Source organism: Geodermatophilus sp. FMUSA9-8 (assembly GCF_037034165.1).
GTDB classification, from domain to species: Bacteria; Actinomycetota; Actinomycetes; order Mycobacteriales; family Geodermatophilaceae; genus Geodermatophilus; species Geodermatophilus nigrescens.
Genome location: NZ_JBAGKE010000003.1, coordinates 443,496 through 462,615, shown reverse-complemented (window position 1 = coordinate 462,615; position 19,120 = coordinate 443,496). Strand labels below are relative to the sequence as shown.

Annotated in this window: 21 protein-coding genes; 14 read left to right on the top strand and 7 right to left on the bottom strand. The window is 74.5% G+C overall.

From position 1 onward, the window contains the following. Window positions 1-18: 18 nt before the first annotated feature. A complete protein-coding gene (locus tag WA616_RS24490) occupies window positions 19-267 on the bottom strand; it encodes an STAS domain-containing protein (protein WP_442901991.1) in 249 nt (82 codons plus the stop codon). On the opposite strand from WA616_RS24490, the gene WA616_RS09495 reads away from it, so the two are divergent. From WA616_RS09495 to WA616_RS09445, 11 genes are all read left to right on the top strand, one after another. Next, complete coding sequence (locus WA616_RS09495; protein WP_442901990.1) at window positions 202-2,481, top strand: SpoIIE family protein phosphatase; 2,280 nt, start codon at window positions 202-204, stop codon at window positions 2,479-2,481. The genes WA616_RS24490 and WA616_RS09495 overlap by 66 nt on opposite strands. 533 nt (window positions 2,482-3,014) lie before the next feature. After that, a complete protein-coding gene (gene mobF, locus WA616_RS09490; RefSeq protein ID WP_336029194.1) occupies window positions 3,015-6,689 on the top strand; it encodes a MobF family relaxase in 3,675 nt (1,224 codons plus the stop codon). Window positions 6,690-6,809: 120 nt separating this feature from the next. Continuing rightward, on the top strand, window positions 6,810-7,919 hold the full coding sequence (locus WA616_RS09485; protein ID WP_336029192.1) for a tyrosine-type recombinase/integrase: 1,110 nt from the start codon (window positions 6,810-6,812) through the stop codon (window positions 7,917-7,919). A 51-nt stretch (window positions 7,920-7,970) separates the two neighbouring features. Then, window positions 7,971-8,732 (top strand): CpaF family protein, encoded by a 762-nt coding sequence (locus WA616_RS09480; protein ID WP_442901987.1) that lies wholly within the window; start codon window positions 7,971-7,973, stop codon window positions 8,730-8,732. After that, window positions 8,729-9,586, top strand: a complete 858-nt coding sequence (locus tag WA616_RS09475) for a type II secretion system F family protein (RefSeq protein WP_336029191.1) — start codon at window positions 8,729-8,731, stop codon at window positions 9,584-9,586. The genes WA616_RS09480 and WA616_RS09475 overlap by 4 nt, the downstream gene beginning before the upstream one ends. Further along, window positions 9,583-10,524, top strand: a complete 942-nt coding sequence (locus WA616_RS09470; protein WP_336029189.1) for a type II secretion system F family protein — start codon at window positions 9,583-9,585, stop codon at window positions 10,522-10,524. Before WA616_RS09475 ends, WA616_RS09470 begins: the two co-directional genes overlap by 4 nt. A 30-nt stretch (window positions 10,525-10,554) precedes the next feature. Further along, complete coding sequence (locus tag WA616_RS09465) at window positions 10,555-10,764, top strand: hypothetical protein (protein WP_336029187.1); 210 nt, start codon at window positions 10,555-10,557, stop codon at window positions 10,762-10,764. After that, a complete protein-coding gene (locus WA616_RS09460; protein WP_336029184.1) occupies window positions 10,757-11,155 on the top strand; it encodes a TadE/TadG family type IV pilus assembly protein in 399 nt (132 codons plus the stop codon). The genes WA616_RS09465 and WA616_RS09460 overlap by 8 nt, the downstream gene beginning before the upstream one ends. After that, on the top strand, window positions 11,152-11,619 hold the full coding sequence (locus tag WA616_RS09455) for a hypothetical protein (RefSeq protein WP_336029181.1): 468 nt from the start codon (window positions 11,152-11,154) through the stop codon (window positions 11,617-11,619). The genes WA616_RS09460 and WA616_RS09455 overlap by 4 nt, the downstream gene beginning before the upstream one ends. A 126-nt stretch (window positions 11,620-11,745) precedes the next feature. Further along, window positions 11,746-12,225, top strand: a complete 480-nt coding sequence (locus tag WA616_RS09450; RefSeq protein WP_336029179.1) for a hypothetical protein — start codon at window positions 11,746-11,748, stop codon at window positions 12,223-12,225. Window positions 12,226-12,313: 88 nt separating this feature from the next. After that, window positions 12,314-12,715 carry a hypothetical protein gene (locus tag WA616_RS09445; protein ID WP_336029177.1) on the top strand — a complete coding sequence of 134 codons (402 nt, stop codon included), beginning with the start codon at window positions 12,314-12,316 and terminating at the stop codon, window positions 12,713-12,715. A 6-nt stretch (window positions 12,716-12,721) separates the two neighbouring features. On the opposite strand, the gene WA616_RS09440 is transcribed toward WA616_RS09445, so the two are convergent. From WA616_RS09440 to WA616_RS09425, 4 genes are all read right to left on the bottom strand, one after another. Continuing rightward, window positions 12,722-14,275, bottom strand: a complete 1,554-nt coding sequence (locus tag WA616_RS09440; RefSeq protein WP_336029175.1) for an LCP family protein — start codon at window positions 14,273-14,275, stop codon at window positions 12,722-12,724. A gap of 66 nt (window positions 14,276-14,341) precedes the next feature. Beyond that, window positions 14,342-14,536, bottom strand: a complete 195-nt coding sequence (locus tag WA616_RS09435; RefSeq protein WP_336029173.1) for a hypothetical protein — start codon at window positions 14,534-14,536, stop codon at window positions 14,342-14,344. A 76-nt stretch (window positions 14,537-14,612) separates the two neighbouring features. Continuing rightward, on the bottom strand, window positions 14,613-15,839 hold the full coding sequence (locus tag WA616_RS09430; RefSeq protein ID WP_336029172.1) for a hypothetical protein: 1,227 nt from the start codon (window positions 15,837-15,839) through the stop codon (window positions 14,613-14,615). Window positions 15,840-15,911: 72 nt separating this feature from the next. Then, window positions 15,912-16,505 carry a pentapeptide repeat-containing protein gene (locus tag WA616_RS09425; RefSeq protein ID WP_336029171.1) on the bottom strand — a complete coding sequence of 198 codons (594 nt, stop codon included), beginning with the start codon at window positions 16,503-16,505 and terminating at the stop codon, window positions 15,912-15,914. A 115-nt stretch (window positions 16,506-16,620) separates the two neighbouring features. Between WA616_RS09425 and WA616_RS09420 the strand changes: the two genes are divergently transcribed. Next, the gene (locus WA616_RS09420; RefSeq protein ID WP_336029170.1) at window positions 16,621-17,658 is read left to right on the top strand and encodes an esterase/lipase family protein; all 1,038 of its coding nucleotides are present in this window, start codon (window positions 16,621-16,623) and stop codon (window positions 17,656-17,658) included. A 52-nt stretch (window positions 17,659-17,710) separates the two neighbouring features. Here the strand turns inward: WA616_RS09420 and WA616_RS09415 are convergent, their stop codons facing one another. Then, window positions 17,711-17,947, bottom strand: a complete 237-nt coding sequence (locus WA616_RS09415; RefSeq protein ID WP_336029167.1) for a hypothetical protein — start codon at window positions 17,945-17,947, stop codon at window positions 17,711-17,713. A 49-nt stretch (window positions 17,948-17,996) separates the two neighbouring features. On the opposite strand from WA616_RS09415, the gene cutA reads away from it, so the two are divergent. Continuing rightward, a complete protein-coding gene (gene cutA, locus WA616_RS09410; RefSeq protein WP_336029165.1) occupies window positions 17,997-18,335 on the top strand; it encodes a divalent-cation tolerance protein CutA in 339 nt (112 codons plus the stop codon). 3 nt (window positions 18,336-18,338) lie between these two features. Here the strand turns inward: cutA and WA616_RS09405 are convergent, their stop codons facing one another. Continuing rightward, the gene (locus tag WA616_RS09405) at window positions 18,339-18,626 is read right to left on the bottom strand and encodes a DUF6343 family protein (RefSeq protein ID WP_336029163.1); all 288 of its coding nucleotides are present in this window, start codon (window positions 18,624-18,626) and stop codon (window positions 18,339-18,341) included. 76 nt (window positions 18,627-18,702) lie between these two features. On the opposite strand from WA616_RS09405, the gene WA616_RS09400 reads away from it, so the two are divergent. Next, window positions 18,703-19,116 (top strand): hypothetical protein, encoded by a 414-nt coding sequence (locus WA616_RS09400; RefSeq protein ID WP_073418859.1) that lies wholly within the window; start codon window positions 18,703-18,705, stop codon window positions 19,114-19,116. Window positions 19,117-19,120 lie beyond the last annotated feature (4 nt).

Below are 19,120 nucleotides of genomic sequence, written 5' to 3'. Positions count from 1 at the left end.
CCGGACCGCTACCCCAAACTATTGCGCACCGCGCTGATGGTCGAGGCCGACGAGGTCGAGGACGCGCTGGGCAGGGCTGCCGGCGGCGGCCACGAGCGTCGGCGGGTGACCGGTAGTGGCGAACCGGTCGCGATACTCAAAGAGCACCCGCACGCCGGCGTTGGCCAGGATCTCCACCGCGGTCAGGTCCACGAGGAGCGGATGCAGTCCGCCGCGCGCGGCAGCGCCGAGCTCGTCGGCGAACCGGCCGGCGGTGGCAACGTCGATCGGTCAGGCCACCTGTGGAGTTCCGACCTGCCTTCTGTGTTCGCGAGATCCTTCATGGCTGGCATGCGCGATCCGCAGCTCATCGAGCATGACGCCGATACGGTCCGCCGCGAGCGGTCCGAAGGCGCGGATCGCGGGTACCGGGCAAGATTCTCCGCGGGTTGCGGTGGGCGGCCCAACCGTGCCTGGCTGGCATGTCATCGACCGAGGCGGGTGATCAGCGTGAGCGACGCTCACCGTTCGGGTGAGGCCGACGTCGTCCGAGATGCCTACGAGACGCTGCCGGTCATGCTGGCCGCCTTCGCAGGCCCTGAGCAGCGGTTCGTGGCCGCGAATGCGGCCTATCGCGCGATGATCGGCAAGCCGGACCTGGTCGGGCTGCCGGCTCGTGAGGCCGTTCCTGAGGCCGAGGGGCAGCAGTTGCTCCCGATCGTCGACCGGGTCTTCGCAACGGGGCGTGTGGAGTCCAAACGGGAGTGGCGGCTGCAGTTCGAGCAGGATGGTGTTCCGGTCGAGGTGTTCCTCGACTTCAACGTCTATCCGGTGCATGGCCCCGACGGGACAGTGACCGGGTTGAACGTGCTCTGCGTCGACGTGACCGAGCGGGTCCGTGAACGGCAGGCTGCCGAAGGGCGCGAGACCGAGGCGCAGCGGCGGTACGAGGCGGCGCGCGATGTCGTCGTGGAGTTGCAGCAGGCGCTGCTGCCGACCGGGGTGCCGGTGCTGCCGGGCGCGGACATCGCCGCTCGCTATCTGGTGGCCGAGCAGGACCAGGCGGCTGGTGGGGACTGGTTCGACGCCGTTCCGCTGTCGGACGGGTCGGTAGCACTGGTGATCGGCGACGTGGTCGGGCACGGCGTGGCCGCGTCAGCGGCCATGGGCCAGCTGCGGGCCGTGCTCAACGATCACCTGATCACGACGGGCGATCTGCAGCTGGCGTTGCAGCATGTCGACGAGCTGGCCACCCGAACGCCGGCTTTCCGGGCGTCCACCGTGTGCGTGGCCGTACTGGATCCGGCCAGCGGTGCACTGCGATACAGCACGTGCGGGCATCCGCCGCCGCTCGTCCTGCGGTCGGACGCGTCAGCGCGTTACCTCGCGGCGCCCGGTGCCGGGCCGCTGGGCACGGGGTCCGGGCCCGTACCGACCTCGACGGACAGTCTGGCGCCGGGTGAGTTGTTGCTGCTCTACAGCGACGGACTCGTCGAGCGACGCGGCGATCCTCTCGACGCAGGCCTGGACCGCCTGGCCCGGGTCGCCCGGGACGCGGCCGCGAACACGGTACTGCCCACTGGGGCGCCGGAATCGGTGGCTGAGCGGGTCGGTCAGCAGAGCGTGGAGCTGCTGACCCGTGAAGGCTTCAACGACGACGTCACCGTATTGACCGCACAACGTCGGGCGGTCCCAATCGAGGAGTTCCACCTCAAGTTTCCCGCCGAAGCGAGCCGACTGGCCGAGCTACGCGACGCGCTGCTGGACTGGCTGAGGCCGCTCAACCTGGCCGACCGTGAGGTGGCCGGCATCGACTTGGCCGTCAGCGAGCTGGTCGCCAACGCGATCGAGCACGCCTATCCACCCGGACAGCCCGGCCCCGTTCGCGTCGACGCCCGCCTCGACGCGAGTGGGACGCTGCGGTTGGGGGTTGGCGATGACGGGAGCTGGCGCGACCCTGGCCCGACTCCCGCCGATACGAGCGGTCGTGGGCTGTGGTTGACCGGCGCCGTCCTTGACGACGTACACATCGAGCATGTCGGGACAGACACCCACGCTGTCCTCCGAGGACCGACCAAGAACCGCGCCACCGGGACCGTGGTCACCGTCCGGCGTCGGCTCGCCCGTCCTGCGCAGCTCGCTGCCCGGCCCGCGATCTCCTCGACGGAAAGGCTTGGCGTGGACTTCTCGACCAGCCTCGACCCCGGACCTGCACGCATGTTGCGCGTCACCGGCCCGGTGGACATGGCCACCGCTGGGGAACTCGCCGAGGACCTGTCCACAGCCAGCCGCGGCGGCCTCCATCCGCTCGTGCTGGATCTCAATGCAGTGACCGTGCTGGCCAGCGCGGGCGTGAAAGTGCTGTTCGCCGTCCGTGATCAGCACGCCGTTCACGACCAGGCCCTGAAGATTGTCGCCGACGACACCAGTCCCGCCGCCAATGTCCTGGACCTGGTCGGTCTCGAGCGCACATCGAATTTCCCGCGATCCGGTTGTACGTGACCACCGACGGCGGCGACAGACGGACAGTGCACCGAGCGGGAATGCAAGGACAACGATCGCCGCCAACTTCACCGCGATGCCCCTTCGGTCACCGGTACGTCGACCGCGGTCCGGCACGGACACGCCGACCAGAGCCACCTCACCCGTGACGTCGCCCGCTACACCGGCGAGACCCCGAGCGAGCTCGCCGCGCAGCACGGCGCCTCAACCCGTCGACCGCCCTGGGGCACGACGCAGCCGCCGCAGGCTGCGGCAACTCCGAACCCGGAGTTCATGCCGTGCAATCGCACCTTCGATAGAAGTGCCGAGGGTCTGTCCATTCAACCGTCGCCATCGTTATCCACTTACCTGATCAGCTCGATCGAACAGCCAATGGTGAGCAAGATTTCTCCTCTCCTTTGAAAGGCTCCACTGACAAGCGGCACGCATGCTACCTTCGGGAAGAAGTTCGGGCCCCGCTTCGCGGGGCCCATCGCCGTTTTCAGGGGTGACTCGTTGGTCTTTGTCGGGTGGCGTTGAGAATGCACGGCGGGATGAAGATCTACGCCGGTGCGCCGGCGGCTGCCCGGCAGTACGTGGAGGCTGACCGCGGCCGGGCGGATGACTACTACCTCACCGAGGGCGCCGGTGTGGCCCGCCGGTTCGCCGTCACCGAGGGGCGGGTGAGCGAGCTGTCACCGCTGACCGGCGACGCCTACGAGACGTGGGTGGCCGGCTGTGACCCTGCGACCGGGGAGCCGCGGGGGCAGCTGCGCGGTGACGGGCATGCGGTGCGGTTCGTCGAGGTGGTGGTCAACGGCCCGAAGACGTGGTCGCTGGCCGCCGCGCTGCATCCGGACATTGCAACGGCGTATGACGCGGCCCAGTCTCGGGCGGCCGAGCAGATCATCGGCTGGCTGGGGCAGCACGCCACCACCCGGGTCGGTCCGCGGGGCGGGCAGGTGCAGGTGCCGGTCGAGGTGGCCGAGGCGGTGACGGTGGCGCACTACACGTCGCGGGCCGGGGACCCGCACCGCCATCTGCACCTGCAGATCAACGCCCGGGTGTTCGCGGCCGGGAAATGGCGCGGACTGCACACCGTCGGCGTCCGCGATTCCCTCGCCGCAATCAACGGTATCGGGCACGCCGCGGTCGCCTGCGATCCGCAATTCCGGGCCGCGCTCGCCGCCCACGGGTATGCATTGGATGCCGGTGGCGAGATACGGCAACTGGCGAATTACGTGGGCGCCTTCAGCGCGCGAGCCGCGCAGATCACCAGGAACATTGACACCTACGAACGAGAATGGGCCGCAGCGCATCCCGGGGAACAGCCCGGCCCGGTGTTGCGCCGCTCCTGGGACGCCAGAGCGTGGGCGCAGGGCCGCCCGGACAAGGTGAGGCCGCAGCCGGGGGAGGACCTCACGGCACGGTGGCTGGCCGAGCTGGTCGCCCTGGGCTACCGAGACCGGAATGTTCCCACCGGCCTGACACCCGCCCCGGTCGGCGGCCTGGACCGGGAGCAGGTCGTGGGCCGGGTCCTGGCCCGGCTGGCCGCCGCCCGCTCGGCGTGGAACGCCGCCGACGTGCGCGGGGAGGTCGAACAGCTGCTCGCCGCCGCAGGCATCGTCACCGACCCGGCGGTGCGCATCGAGCTCGCCGAGGACCTCACCGCCCGCGCGATGGACCGCTCCGTGCCGCTTCTGGACCGCCACAGCCCTGCCGATGGGGTGCCCGAGCACATCCGGGCCTGGACCTCAGGACCGGTCCTCGCCGTCGAGGCCGACCTCACCGCCCGGTTGGCCGCCCGCGCCACCGGGCGCCCGGCCGGCGTCCCGGACATCGATCCGACGCCGCCGGTCGACGTCGCCGGCGTTGCCTCGCGGCTGGATGGCGGGCAGGCCGCGGCGGTCGCTGCGCTGGTCGGCCCACGGGCCCTGGTCGTGATCGAGGGGGCGGCCGGCGCCGGCAAGACCACCACCCTGGCCGCCACCAGAACCCTGCTCGACCAGCAGGGGCGCCGGCTGGTGGTCGTCACCCCGACGCTGAAGGCGGCCCAGGTGGCCGCCGCGGAGGTCGGCGCGGTCGCCGGGTCGGCGGCCCGGCTGGTCTTCGAGTACGGCTGGCGCTGGAATGACGACGGCGCTTGGGGCCGCCTCGCCCTCGGCCACACCGACCCGGTCACCGGCCGTGCCTACGCCGGACCGGCCGACGGGGCGCGGCTGCGGGCCGGTGACCTCTTGGTCGTGGACGAGGCCGGCATGCTGGATCAGGACACCGCCCGGGCCCTGCTGACGATCGCCGACGAGTGCCGGGCGCACCTCGCGCTGCTCGGTGACCGGCATCAGCTCGCGGCGGTCGGCCGCGGTGGCGTCCTGGACCTCGCCGCGGCCCAGGTCGCCCCGGCCGAGCACCTGACCCTGGTCGGGGTGCACCGCTTCACCTGCACCGACGCCACCGGCGCCACGGCACCGGACAGCGACTACGCCGACCTGACGCTGGCGATGCGCTCGGGTGAGAACCCCGGCAAGGTGTTCGACGCGCTGCTGGCCCGCGGGCAGATCCGGCTGCACCCCGATTCCGAGGCGCTGCGGGAGGCGCTCGCCGCCGCCGCCGCGGCCGAGCACTACACCGCGGGCGAGCGCGTAGCCGTGGTGGTCGCCACCCGCGAGCAAGCCGCCACCCTCAACGCCGCCATCCGCGACCGACTCGTCGCCGACGGCCGGGTCGACGACCGGCGCGTGGTCGTCACCGGGGCCGGGGAGCGGATAGGCGCCGGCGACCGGATCGCCACCCGCCGCAACGACCGCGACCTCCATGTCGCAAACCGCGACGTGTGGATCGTCGCCGCCGTCGGCCAGCGGGGCGGGCTGCTCGTCACCACCGACGGCACAGCGCACGTCACCCCCGCCGGCGGCGTGTCCGCCCCTGTCACCCCCGCCAGCACCCTGGCCGGGACAGGGGCGCGGGTGCTGCCCGCCGACTACGTCACCGCGAACGTGGAACTGGCCTACGCGACCACCGCCCACGGGGTGCAGGGGGAGACCGTGACCGCCGGGCACCTGGTGGTAGGCGAGGACACCGGAGCGGCCGCGGCCTACGTCGGGATGACCCGCGGCCGTACCGCCAACACCGCCCACCTCGTCGCCACCGACCCTGACGGAGCGCGGGAGCAGTGGCTCGCCGTCTTCGCCCGCGACCGCGCCGATCTCGGCCCCGCCCACGCCGCGGAGCTGGCCGCCGCCGACGCCACCCGCTACGCCCAGCCCCGACCGCTGAACCAGGCGCTCGCCGACCTGCACTCTGCGTGGACGGCCGAGCAGCGCTGCCTGGATCGGCTCGTCCACGACCTGCCGCGCCGGGACGCGCTGCGCGAGATCGTCGCCCTCGAGTCCGCCCACGCCAACCAGCTCACCGCGCTGGAAGCCCGGTACGAGGAGACGGGAATCGACGCCCGCCACGCCACCGCGCGGGCCGACGCCAGCCGGGCGGCCGTCACCGCCGAGACCGACCGGATCCGCGACACGCTCCTCGACAGCTGGGACACTGGGCGTGACACCGCCCGCCAGGCCGCGCAGTTCGTGCTCGACGGCCCTGGACGGCTCCGGCTTCGGCGGGCGGCGGTGAACCGGGCCGGCGAGCAGCTGGTCGACTGGGCGGACGCCTGGCGGCCCTACCTGCCGGCGATGCCCACAGACTCGCAGCAGATCGCGCGCCTGGCCGACCGGTCCGACGACCGACCGCGGCTGTGGACCGCCTTCGACTCCTACGCCCGCGGTCACGCCGAACACGCCCACCCGGAGCACGCTCAGTTGCGCGCGGCCGCAGCCACCGCCCAGAAGGCCCATTGGCACGCCGGGGCCGCGGTGGCCGCAGCCCGCCGCCAGCACGAGGATCGGCTCGCCCGCTTCGGATCTCTCGCCTGGACTCTCGACCCGGCGGAGCGGCTGGCCGACACCGACCGGGACATCGCCGCCGATCACACCGAACTGGCCGCCGTCCGAGATCGCATCGCGTGCCTGATGGCCGAGCCGGCGCTCCTCGCCCAGCCGGCCGACCAGGTAGCCAGTGAGCGTGAGCACTGGCAGGCCCGCCACGACGCCGAGCTCGCCACCACCCGGACACCTGCCTCCCCGTCGGCGCCACCGCAGCTGGGCGTCCGGCCGCCGCGCCCGGAGGACGTCCGACGGCTCGCACTACATCGCGACGCGGGCCTGGGGATGCCTCGGTGAATCCCCAGGGAGACGGGAGCCGGAAGACAAGTCCCATTCGCGGTGTCAGCGTTCGGGTCAGCAGACGAGCCGAGACTGCGCTGGCCATGGCCAGATTCAAGACCAGGGAGGCGATGAGCGGTGGCGTCGATCGCGAGGCGGCCTGACGGCACATACCGGCCGCGGTACCGGGACGAGAACGGCAAGGAGCACGCCCGCCACTTCAAACGCAAGGTCGACGCCCAGCGGTGGCTCGACGAGCAGACCGCGGCGTTGGTGCGCGGTGACTGGGTTGACCCGAAGAGGGGCCGGAGCACCTTCCGTGCCTATGTTGAGACTTGGCTGCCGGCGCAGCCGCTACGGGACTCCTCCCGCCGGGCCTATGACTCCTATCTGCGGAATCACCTGCTGCCCGCGTTCGGGGACAAGCGGCTGTCGGCAGTCACGCGAACTCAGGTGCTCGCGTTCCGTCGCGGGATCGAGGCGAAACTGTCGCCGACGACCAGTCGTCAGATGATGGCGCTCTTGGCCGGCATTTTCGCCGACGCCGTCGAGGACGGGTTCCTCGTCAAGTCGCCGTGCCGGGACACCGTCCCGCCTCGGCCGCACCGGGAGAAGGTCGTCCCCTTGACGGTCGAGCAGGTCGTAACCTTGGTCGACGCCGCGCCCGACCGCTACCGCGCCCTCGTCGTCCTGGGCGCCGGCTGTGGTCTCCGGCTCGGCGAGGCACTGGGCCTCAAGGTGAGCAGGGTCCGGTTCCTCGAGCGGGAGCTGGACGTCGTCGAGCAGCTGACGCTGGTTCCGGGGGCGCCGCCGAAGCTCGCACCGCCGAAGACCCGCGGAAGTATCCGCACGGTGCCACTGGCCGATGTGGTGGCCTCGGCGCTGGCCGAGCACCTGGCGGGCTTCCCGGCCGGACCGGACGACCTCGTCTTCCGGTCGCGCACCGGCGGCTCGATCTGGGCCAACACTTTCAACAACTCGGTGTGGCAGCCGCTCCGCAAGCGCGCCGGCCTCCCGACCGCGCGGTTCCACGACCTGCGGCACTTCACCGCCTCGGCGCTGATCCGCTACGGGGAGTCGGTGAAGACCGTGGCACACGTCCTGGGCCATGCGGACGAGACGGAAACCCTGCGGACTTACTCGCACCTGTGGCCCGACGCGGACACCCGGACCCGTGCGGCTGTCGACGCGGCATTCGCGCCATCTGCGGACTCCGTGCGGACTGAGGGGGTCGCATACCTCCGCTGACCTGCGGAAAGAGACAGGGAGCGCGTCATCCCGGACATCACGCGGCGCCACATGGCGGTCAACATCCGCAAGTTCGTGCTGCAGGCGCACTCGCTCGACGAGCTGGTGGCCACCGGGACGCTCACCGCGCAGGCGGCCCGGTTCCTCGAGGCCGCCGTCGCCTCGGGCCTCAACGTGCTGGTCTCGGGCGGCACCCAGGCGGGCAAGACGACGCTGCTCAACTGCCTGGTCGCCGCGGTCCCGGCACGCGAGCGGGTGATCACCTGCGAGGAGGTGTTCGAGCTCCGCGTGCCGCTGCCCGACGTCGTCGCCATGCAGACGCGCCAGCCCAACCTCGAGGGCGCCGGGGAGATCCCGCTGCGGCGGCTGGTCAAGGAGGCGCTGCGGATGCGGCCCTCGCGGATCGTCGTCGGCGAGGTGCGGCAGGAGGAGTGCCTCGACCTGCTCATCGCGCTCAACTCCGGGTTGCCCGGCATGTGCACGCTGCACGCCAACAGCGCCCGCGAGGCGGTGGTGAAGATGTGCACGCTGCCCCTGCTGGCCGGCGACAACATCGGCCACGCGTTCGTCGTCCCCACGGTGGCCGCCAGCGTCGACCTGGTGGTGCACGTGGCCACCGAGGCGTCGGGTCAGCGGCGGGTGCGCGAGGTCGTCGCGGTGCCGGGGCGGGCCGAGGGCGGCGTCGTCGAGCTGGCCGACGTCTTCACCACCCGGGAGGGCCGGCTGGTGCGCGCCGAGGGCTTCCCGCCGCACGCGGAGCGCTTCGCCGCCGCCGGGTTCGACCTGCCCGCGCTGCTGGAGGCCCGCCGGTGACCGGCGCGCTCCTCGGCCTGCTGCTCGGCGTGGGGTTGCTGCTCGTCTGGCGCAGCGGGCCGCGGGCACCGCGGCGGCCGGCCACGCCGCGCCCGCCCGGACGGCGGGCCCGCCTGCTCGCCGAGGCCGGGCTGACCGGGATCAACCCGGCGCAGCTGGTGGCGCTGCAGGTCCTGCTCGGGGTCCTGGCCACCGTCGTCGTGCTGCTGACCACCGGCACGGTCAGCGTCAGCGTCGCCTTCGGGGTGTTCGCGGCCGCACTCCCGCACGTGCAGGTGCGCCGGCTGGCCGCCCGCCGCCGCGCCGACCTGCGCGAGGTGTGGCCGGAGGTGGTCGACAACCTGGCGTCCGCCGTGCGCGCCGGGCTCTCGCTGCCGGAGGCCCTGTCGGCGCTCGCCGTCCGCGGGCCCGAGGTGCTGCGCCCGCAGTTCGCCCGGTTCGCCGCCGACCACCGCTCCAGCGGCCGGTTCGGCGACGGCCTCGACCGGCTCAAGGCCGACCTCGCCGACCCGGTGGGCGACCGCATCGTCGAGACGCTGCGGGTGGCCCGCGAGGTGGGCGGCTCCGACCTCGGCCGGGTGCTGCGGACGCTGGCGACCTTCCTGCGCGAGGATGCCCGCGCCCGCGCGGAGCTCGAGACCCGGCAGGGCTGGGTGGCGCAGGCGGCGCGGCTGGCGGTCGGGGCGCCGTGGGTGGTCCTGCTGTTGCTCGCCACCCAGTCGACGACGCTGGCCGCCTACGACAGCCCGGCGGGGACGGCGCTGCTCGTCGGCGGCGGGGCGGTCTGCCTCGTCGCCTACCGGCTGATGCTGCGGATCGGGCGGCTGCCGCAGGACGTGCGGGTGCTCCAGTGAGCGCGTCGCTGACCGGGATGCTGCTCGGGCTCGCGGCTGCCGTCGGGCTGCTGCTGGCCGTCACCTTCGCGCCGCCGTTCCGCGCGGTGCGGCTGGTCGACCGCCTCGCGCCCTACGTGCACGACGCCCCGCCGCCGTCGCGGCTGCTCGGGACGGCGACCGAGCCGGGGCTGCTCGTCGCCGTCCGCCGGGTGTTCGGCCCGCTGGTGGTCGACGGCGCCCGGTTCGTCGACCGCGTGCTCGGCGGCCGGTCCGCCGTGCGCCGTCGTCTGGACGCGCTGGGCGCCGAGCAGACGGTGGAGGACCTGCGCGTCGAGCAGGTCGTGTGGGGCGGGATCGGCCTGCTCGGCGCGGCCCTGCTCGCGGGGACCGGCGCGCTGGTGGCCGGCAGCGTCAACGTGCTGTCGGTGGCGCTGCTGTGCCCGGCCGGCCTGCTCGGCGGGGTGCTCGGCCGCGACTGGTGGCTCACCCAGCAGGTCCGCCGGCGCGAGGAGCTGCTGCTCGCGGAGTTCCCCGTCGTCGCGGAGCTGCTGGCGCTCGCGGTGACGGCGGGGGAGAGCCCGACGGCGGCCATCGCCCGGGTCACCCGGCTGTCGGGCGGCGAGCTGGCCCGCGAGCTCGGCGGGGCGCTCGGCCGGGCCCGCGCCGGCGTCCCGCTGGTGCAGGCGCTGCAGGAGGTGGCCGACCGGACGTCGGTCGACGCCCTGGCGCGGTTCGTGGACGGCCTGCTCGTGGCCATCGAGCGCGGCACCCCGCTCGCGGAGGTGCTGCGCGCCCAGGCCGCCGACGTCCGGGAGGCCGGCAAGCGCCGGCTGCTGGAGGCCGGCGGCCGCAAGGAGATCGCCATGATGGTGCCGGTCGTCTTCCTGGTGCTGCCGGTCACCGTCCTGTTCGCCCTGTTCCCGGGGCTGATCAGCATCGTCTCGCTGGCGCGCTGAGCGCCGGTGCACAACGGAGGAGGACGACGGATGCGGGCATGGGCCTGGCTTCTCGCGCTCACGGCGGCCCTGGCCGCACGGCTGCGCAGCGGCGGTGATCCCGAGCGGGGCGACGTCCCCGGCTGGGTGATGATCACGGTGATGACGGCGGCGCTCGTGCTGGCCATCCTGGTGCCGTTCCGCGAGGCGATCGTGGCGGCGGTGCAGAACGCGCTCGCCTCCGTCACGGCCGGTGGCTGAGCGGGACGACCCCGAGCGCGGGAGCGCCGTCGTCGACTTCGTGCTGGTGTCGGTGCTCGTCGTCGTGCTGCTGCTCGCGGTGCTGCAGGTGGCCGTCTACGTGCACGTGCGCAACGTGGTGACCGCCAGCGCGCAGGACGGCGCCCGGTACGGGGCGAACGCCGACGTGCCGGCGACGGCCGCCACCGGCCGCACGCTGGAGGCGGTGGCCCGGGCGACGTCGAACGGCACCGCCGAGGGGCTGGTGTGCACCGCGGCCGAGGAGGTCGACGCCACCGGCCTCGTGCTGGTCACCGTGCGCTGCCGTGGCGCGGTGCCGACGCTGCTGGCCGGGCTGGGCGACCTGCTGCCGCTGGACGTCACCGGCCGGGCGGTGGAGGAGGCGGCGTGAGGTGGCTGCGCGCCCGGCTCGGGCAGGTGGAGGGCGAGCGCGGGTCGGCGCTGGTGGAGTTCGTCTTCGTCGCGCTGGTGGTGTTCGTGCCGCTGGTCTACGTGGTGGCCGGGTTCTCGGCGGTGCAGCGCGGGGTGTTCGCCGCGACGGCGGCCGCGCGGGAGGCCGGCCGAGCGCTGGCCACCGCGCCCGATCTCGGCTCCGGGCTGGCACGGGCGGAGCGGGCGGCACAGCTGGCGGTGGCCGACCAGTCCGTGGACGCCACCGACGTGCGGCTGGCCTTCGTGCCGGCGGGCGGGGACTGCGGCTCGGCGGGCGGGTGGACGCCGACGTTGGTCCCGGGGGAGGAGTTCTCCGTCTGCGCCACGGTGACCGTGCGGATCCCGCTGCTGCCGGAGTGGATCGACGCCAACACCGCGACCGGCCAGTTCGTCGTCGAGACCGACCGCTACGTCGACCGCTGAGGCGGGCGACGGCGCGCCGCTCGACAGGTCCGGAACGCGGGGGTTCCCGTCCGGGACCGTGCCGGAGGGCCACAGTCCGGTCCCTGCGGGCCGGACCCGCCGGCCCGGGGGTCACGGGAGGTCGTCATGTCCCACTCCGCCGCACGCCTGGCCGCCGTCACCGTCGGCGCCGGTGCAGTCCTGCTCGGTCTCGCGGCGCCGGCCCTGGCGGCGCCCCCGACGATCGAGCGGGTCCAGTTCGACGACACCTTCTCCGACGAGTTCCTAAGCGAGGAGTGCGGCGTGGACGTCACCACCCGGGCCGTCGGTCAGGTGGCGACCCGGACCTTCGACCGCAAGGGCACGGGACCGCTCGTCCTGACGACGGTCAACGTCAGCCTCACCGCCACGGCGGGTGACAACACCGTCCGGTTCCGGGACGTCGGCGCGGACCTCCTGCGTCGTGAGCCCGACGGCACGCTGGTCCTGTCAATCATCGGTCAGGTGCCGTTCGACTTCCGCGGCGTCCTCAAGATCGACCCGGACACCGGCGAGGTCCTGCACGAGCCCAGCGAGTCCGCGTCCGACGACCTCGACAGGGTCTGCGCCGTTCTCAACCCGGAGTGACCTGATCGGCGGTGTCCCGGTCTCCAGGGCCGGGACACCGTCCCGCCGGCGCGCCACACTGGCGTCGGACCACGACGGGGGAGGGGCCGTGACCACGGTGCGCGGGGCGGTGTGGCTGGGCGTCGTCGCCCTGGCCGGGGTGGCCGTCTACGCGGCGCTCGTGGTGCTGCCGTACTTCGTCAACGGCCTCGACCGGTTCCCGCTCGCCGACGTCGCCATCGGCCACCACGACCCCAAGGACCTGTGGCCGGCCACGGTCCCGTACGTCGGCGGCTGGCTGCACCTGTTCGGGGTCCTGTCGATGGCGTTCGCGCCGGCCACGCTCGTGTGCGTGGCCTTCGCCTCCGGCTTCGCGTCGGTGTGGGCGGGGACGCGCCGGGCGTGGAGCGTCACGGCTGCCCACACCGCCGTCGTCCTGGGGTGCGTGGCCGCCGCGGCCTGGTTCGTCACCCCCTTCGCCGAGGCGCTGGCCGGATGGCAGCTGGACTGACCGCGGTCAGTTGATGCAGCTCGTGTCGTCGGCGGTGCGGGCGGGCCCGGCGTCCTCCGCGGGCGCGGACGTCGTCGGCTCCGTCGGCTGCCCGATCGCGGTGAAGTCCGCGCCCAGGATGAGCTGCACGGTGCCCGCGGTCGCGTCGTCGGCCACCTCCGTCACCGCCCCCGGCACCTGCGCGGCGAGGGTGGCGGCGAGCGCCTCGTCGCCGGCGGCGTGCCGGATCACCGTGCGGTCGTAGTCGCTGGAGTCGGCGTTGCCGGTGGAGACGACGGGGAAGCCCGCCGCCTCGAGCGCCGCGGTGGCCGACGCGGCCAGCCCGCCGATGCCCGAGCCGTTGTAGACCGCCACCGACACCTCCGACGGCTCCACCGGGTCCGGCGCCGGGGCCTCGCCGGCGGGCGCCTCCGGCTCGGCCGACAGGTCGGCGAAGAAGGCGCGCAGCGTGGCGTCGTCGGCGAGCTCCACGATCGAGCTGCCGTTCTCGTCCCGGGCGTCCGGGTTCTCGATCGGCACGGTCTGGAAGTCGATGCTGCCCGCCGTCACCCCCTGCATCTGCGCGGCGAGGTCCAGCAGGTCGAGGTCCTGGTCGACGGTCAGCGACTCCGACGCCGCCTGCACCAGCCGGCGCTGCGTGCCGAGGTCGAGCAGCACGTCCTGCGACAGGAGCTTGCGCAGCACCCCGCTCAGGAACACCTGCTGGCGCACGATCCGGTCGAGGTCGCCGCGGGGGAGCGCGTCGGTGCCGTCCGGCCGCACGCCGTGCCGCTGCCGGACGAACCGCAGCGCGTCGACACCGGAGATCGTCTGCTCGCCGGCCGGGAACACCGCGCCGGAGTACTGCGAGTCGTCGACGGCGTAGCAGAGGTTCACCTCGACGCCGCCGATCACGCTGGTCAGCTCGAAGAAGCCGAGCAGGTCCACCTCGGCGTAGTGGTCGATGCGCAGCCCGCTGAGCTGGCTGATCGTCTGGATGAGCAGCTGCGCGCCGCCCGCCTGCCGCTCGGCCAGCGGCGCCGACTCGTCGACCTCCGAGTACCCGTACGCATAGGCCGCGTTGAGCTTGTCGGTGCCGTAGCCGGGGATCTCGACGTAGGAGTCGCGGGGGAAGGAGACGAACGACGCGCTCGACCCGTCGGCCGGCAGGTGCACCAGGATCATCGTGTCGGTGTTGACGCCGGAGTCCACGCCGGCGCTGAGCTCCGCGAGCTGCTCGGGCGTCAGGTCCGCGCGGCTGTCGTTGCCCACCAGCAGCAGGTTCATCGCCTCCGGCGCGTCCCCGGAGTCGGCGTTGCCGTCGTCGGGGATGGCGTCGGTGCGGTTGACCCCGGCCTCGGCCACCTGGCCGAGGTACCAGCCCCACCCGCTGCCGGCGAGCAACACCACCGACAGCAGCGCGGCCACCACCCGGGCGACGACGACCCCGCGGTGCGAGCGGACCCGCGGCTGCGCCGGGGAGGCCGGCGCCGCGTGCCGGGCGGAGCGGCCCGCGCGCGGGTCGAGCCGCGGCGGCAGCGGCCGGCCGGAGGGGTCGCCGGGCGGGGTGCGGTCGCTCACGCGCGGCAGGGTAGGGCCGCCCGGCGGCCCGTGGGTGCCGTCGGGACCCGGCTCGCCGAAGGCGGCTCAGCGCACGTAGGTGGTGCCGCCGCCGAGGGCGGTGAGCACGACCATCCCGATGAAGGCGAGTGCGATGAAGAGGACGACGGCGGCGAACAGCAGCCAGCTGCGGTCCTCGATGCCGCGCTTCTCCGCGGGGCGGGGCGGCGGCTCCTGGCCGGCCGGCTGCTCGGTGGGCGGATGGTCGACGGGTGCGGTCATGACGACTCCCGGGGGTGCGCCTGTGCCGCCACGCTAGGGCGGCCGCGGGTGCTCCCGGAGGGTCGGAGGTCCCTGGTCAGGAGGGCAGCGCGCCGGTCGTGCGGGCCTGCTCGGCGCCGCAGGCGAGCAGCAGGTCGACGTCGCCGAGGTCCAGCGGCCGCCAGCGCAGGACCGAGCAGGTCCAGAGCCCGCCGTGCACCGCGAGCCGCAGCCGGGCGCCGGGCACGTCGAGCCGGACGCCGCCGGGCGGGGTCGGCGCGGCGTCGCCCGCGGGGAGCACCAGCGCCGTCCGGCCGGTGTTGAGCCGCGGCACCGGCGCCTCGGTGTGCAGCGCCAGCCGGGTGGTGGGCGGCAGGCCGGGCAGGGCGCCGCGCAGGACCGCGAACGCGGTGCCCGGCACCGGGTTGGCCGGGAAGGCGGCGGTGTAGGCGCGCGGGTCCTCCGGCGTGAGCCGGAAGTGCGCGGTGAGCGCGGCGAGGGCGCCGGCCTGGGCCGCCGGCGGCACGAGCTCGGGCGGCAGGGGCTGTGCGCCCGGAGGCGGCAGCGGCTGCTCGGCCGGCTGCGGTCGGGCCAGCGGGCGGCAGGCGGCGGCCAGCGCGTCGCCGGCGTCGACGGCCATCCGCAGCAGCGCGTCGAGGTCGCGCTCGTCGGTGACGTAGCCGTTGCGCCGCAGCACCACGGTGCCGAAGCGGTAGGCCACCTCGAAGAAGGCGTTGCGGGCGCCGGCGCGCACCACCGCGGGGAGCGGGCCGCGGGCCAGCGCGTCGACGACGCCGTCGGGCAGCGGCCGCTCCGCGTCGAGCACCGCTCCGGTCGAGCCGAGCGGCACCGCCCGCCGCGACGCCGTCCGGGTGCCCGGGCCGCAGCGCACGGTGAACGCCGGCAGCAGCCCGGCCTCCGGCGTCAGCGTGGCCACGCCGGTGCACGGCACGCCGACGTACTGCTCCTCGTCGTCCCCGGTGAACCAGGAGCGGACGCTCGACCGGTACCTCGACACGACGCCGTAGAACGCCCAGGGGCCCAACGGGCCGTCGTCGTCCAGCGGCCACGGGAAGCGCCAGTGCCACAGGACGACGTCCCGGCCGCCGACCGTCCCGCGCACCACGTTCGACTGCAGCTCCGGCTCCATCGGCAGCGCCGCGGCGTACCCGCTGGGGTTCAGGCTGCCCAGCGGCTCGAGCCCGCGAGCGTGCGCGAAGGCGGTGAGGTCGGCGTCCGGTCCGCCCCGCTTCGCGTCGGCGCGGTCGCGCGGGTCGAGGGCGGCGCGCCCGCGCAGGCGCGAGGCGACCGTCGGTCGGGTCACGGGTCCTCCATCCGGGACGGGAGCGCGCGGCACGCTAGCGGCGCGCGGACTCCCGCGGGAGGCCCCGGCGGCTCAGCCGATCGTCAGGCCGAGCGCCTGCGCCAGCACCACCGCCTGCTCGGCGCGGATCCGGGCGCCGTCGAGGGGCACCTCCCGCGGGTCGAAGGCGGCCAGGTCGCTGCCGCGCAGGTCGGCACCCGACCAGCGGCTGCCGTCGAGGGCGGCGGCCGACAGGTCGCAGTCGGTCACCGTGGCGCCGGTGAGGTCGGCGCCACGGAGGTCGGCCTCGCGCAGCCGCACGCCCGTGAACTGAGTGCCCCGCAGGTCGGCGTCGACCAGCGACACGAACGACCAGTCGCCGCCGCTCACCCGCAGCGGCCGCAGCGAGCAGGAGGAGAAGACGCTGCCGAGCACCGCGCAGTCGGTGAACTCGGCGGTGGTGAACGAGCACGCGGTGAACCGGCAGCCGCGGAACGCCGAGGCCTCGTGCCGCCCGGCCGACAGCCGGCAGTCGGTGAACGAGCAGTCCTCGAACGTGGCGCCCACCGACGTCGTCTCCGACAGGTCGACGCCCAGCAGCGTGCAGCGTACGAACGACCGGCCGGAGAGGTCCTCGCCCCACCAGTCCTCGCCGCGCAGGGTCCCGTCCTCCACCGGGGTGGTCACGCCGGCGAACCTAGCCCGGGTGGCGCGGAGCACATCCCCAGGCACACTCGGTCGTTGTGTTGCACGAGCGCCCCCGACGACGCGGGCGCCCGACCGCGAGGAGACGCGACCCGCGATGACGAGGTCCCGACTGCTGGCCGCCCTGACCGCGGCCCTCACCGGCGCCACCGCCGCCGTCCTGCTCGGGAGCGGCACCGCCGGCGCCGCCCCGGCGCCCGCGACCGCCGACACCGGCGCGTTCGCCCCGCTCGACCGGCCCGGGCCGCGGCTGTCGGTGCCGCGCGACGCCCTCAACGCGAGCCTCGACTGCAACGGCCCGCTGCGCGGCGTCACGCAGGACCCGGTCCTGCTGGTGCCCGGCACCACGATGGACCCGCACGTGGGCTTCGACTGGAACTACGCCCGCGCCTTCGATCAGCGTGGTCTGCGGTGGTGCACCGTGACGCTGCCCTTCGACGCCACCGGCGACATCCAGGTGGCCGGCGAGCACGTCGTGCACGCGATCCGCACGATGGCGCAGCAGTCGCGCCGCGACGTCGACGTCGTCGGCTGGAGCCAGGGCGGGATGGTGCCGCGCTGGGCGCTGCGCTTCTGGCCCGACACCCGCGCTCTCGTCGACGACCTCGTCGGCCTCTCGCCGTCCAACCACGGCACCGCGCTGTCGGAGGTGACCTGCGGCGACTGCAACCCGGCCTTCCACCAGCAGGCCGCGGGCTCGGCGTTCCTCGCCGCGCTGAACAGCGGCGCGGAGACCTTCGCCGGCGTCGACTACACCGTGGCCTACACGGCGCTCGACGAGGTCGTCGTCCCCAACACCCCGGGCATCGCGAGCTCCGCGCTGCGCACCGGCGACGGCGCGGTCGCCAACATCGCCACGCAGGAGGTCTGCCCGGCCAACGCGGCCGACCACTTCGCCATCGGCAGCCACGACCCGGTCGGCTACGCGATCGCCCTCGACGCGCTCACCCACGACGGGCCGGCGGTGCGCTCGCGCATCCCGCTCGGCACCTGCCTGCAGCCGTTCCAGCCCGGCGTCGACCCGCTCACCTTCGGGCCCACCTACGCCGGGTTCCTCGCCTACGCCACGAACTCGGACGGCAACGCGCCCGACGTCCCGGAGGAGCCGGCGCTCGCGCCGTACGTGTACCGCTGAGGGAGGGGACGGCCGCCGCCGCTGCCGCCGCGGCGGCCGTCCCCGCCGCGGGTCAGCCGCCGCGCTCGACCTCGGCCTGCACGATCCCGCCGATCGCGGTGCGCAGCGCCTCGTTGCCCATGTCGCCCTCGGCTAGCGCGGCCCGGGCGTCCTCGGGCAGCAGCGCGGGGTCGACGTCGTCGAGCCAGGCCACGTCGTCGCCGTTGCGGCGGCCGATCTGCAGCCCCTCGCCGCCCTGCCGGACCACGTAGGTCTCGCCGTCGATCTGGATCGTCAGGTCGTCGCTCATGCGCGGCCCCTACCCGGCGCGGCCCGCGGCACGCACCCAGGATGGGCCGGTGGACGTCGTCGAGGTGGTGGTCACCGGACCGGACGCCGGCTGGCTGGCCGGCTACACGCGCACCGTGGTCGAGGAGCGGCTCGCCGCCTGCGGGCACCAGCTCGCCGCCATCCGCTCGGTCTACCGCTGGCAGGGCGCGGTGCACGACGAGCCGGAGGCGCGCGTCACCCTGCACACCCGCGCGGCCCTCGTCCCCGAGCTGGTCGCGCGCACCGCGGAGCTGCACCCCTACGACGTCCCGTGCGTGCTCGCGCTGCCGGTGTCCGGCGGCAACGACGACTACCTGCGCTGGGTGGTGGCCGAGACCCGCGAGCCGGGTGGGGTGGCCGCGCGCTGAGTCTCAGCCGGGCTCGCCGCGCAGCTTCCGCCGGGCGACGACGGCCAGGTCCACCAGCGCCACCGCGCCGAGGACGAACAGCAGCACCGCCGGCCACGCGGGCAGGTCGGTGCGCAGCCACAGGACCCCGGACACCACGCAGACGACCAGGCCGAACGCCGCCAGCACCAGCCGCAGGGTCAGCGCCGACTGCGCCGGGGCCGCGCCGAGCAGCCCCGCCGTCGGGTCGTGGTGGTCGGGCAGCCCCCGCTCGTAGTCCTCGCGGGTCAACCTGCGCCGCGGCTCGCTCATGGGAGCGGGGGTACCCGGTGCCGCCCCCGGCCACCCGGCCCGGCCGCTGCGAGGACGGCCGGGTGAGGATGGCCGGATGACGCCGCCCGCCCGCGACTCGACCGCCGTCCTGCGCGACCTCGGCGCCGCCCTCCGGGCCGCCGCGCCGGCCGGCGCCGCCCGGCTGCGCTACCGCGCCGTCGTCGTCGGCGACGTCCGCCGTGACCAGCTCACCGCTGAGCCGGGCACGGGGGAGGAGCTGCCCGTGCCCGCCGCCGTGCGCCGCGCGGCCGAGGAGCTCAAGCGCGCCATGTGGACGCCGGAGCGCGGCACCTGGCTGCAGACCGAGATGGTCCTCGACCTGGCCAGCGGCCGGCTGGTGCCGATCTTCAACGCCGAGGCCGCCCCGCCCGGACCGCCGCTGCCGCCCGGGGCGGTCGCCGCCGAGCTGCGCGCCTACCCGCGCCCGCCCGGCGCCGTGCCCGGCTGGATGGGCGAACCGACCGGCTGACCCC

Bases quoted from the DNA above. Each gene is read 5' to 3' on its own strand.
- WA616_RS09435 (WP_336029173.1), bottom strand. From the start codon at position 14,536: ATGACCGCACCCGTCGACCATCCGCCCACCGAGCAGCCGGCCGGCCAG.
- mobF (WP_336029194.1), top strand. From the start codon at position 3,015: ATGAAGATCTACGCCGGTGCGCCGGCGGCTGCCCGGCAGTACGTGGAG.
- WA616_RS09420 (WP_336029170.1), top strand. From the start codon at position 16,621: ATGACGAGGTCCCGACTGCTGGCCGCCCTGACCGCGGCCCTCACCGGC.
- WA616_RS09405 (WP_336029163.1), bottom strand. From the start codon at position 18,626: ATGAGCGAGCCGCGGCGCAGGTTGACCCGCGAGGACTACGAGCGGGGG.
- WA616_RS09400 (WP_073418859.1), top strand. From the start codon at position 18,703: ATGACGCCGCCCGCCCGCGACTCGACCGCCGTCCTGCGCGACCTCGGC.
- WA616_RS09450 (WP_336029179.1), top strand. From the start codon at position 11,746: ATGTCCCACTCCGCCGCACGCCTGGCCGCCGTCACCGTCGGCGCCGGT.
- WA616_RS09495 (WP_442901990.1), top strand. From the start codon at position 202: ATGCAGTCCGCCGCGCGCGGCAGCGCCGAGCTCGTCGGCGAACCGGCC.
- WA616_RS09480 (WP_442901987.1), top strand. From the start codon at position 7,971: ATGGCGGTCAACATCCGCAAGTTCGTGCTGCAGGCGCACTCGCTCGAC.
- WA616_RS09465 (WP_336029187.1), top strand. From the start codon at position 10,555: ATGCGGGCATGGGCCTGGCTTCTCGCGCTCACGGCGGCCCTGGCCGCA.
- WA616_RS09415 (WP_336029167.1), bottom strand. From the start codon at position 17,947: ATGAGCGACGACCTGACGATCCAGATCGACGGCGAGACCTACGTGGTC.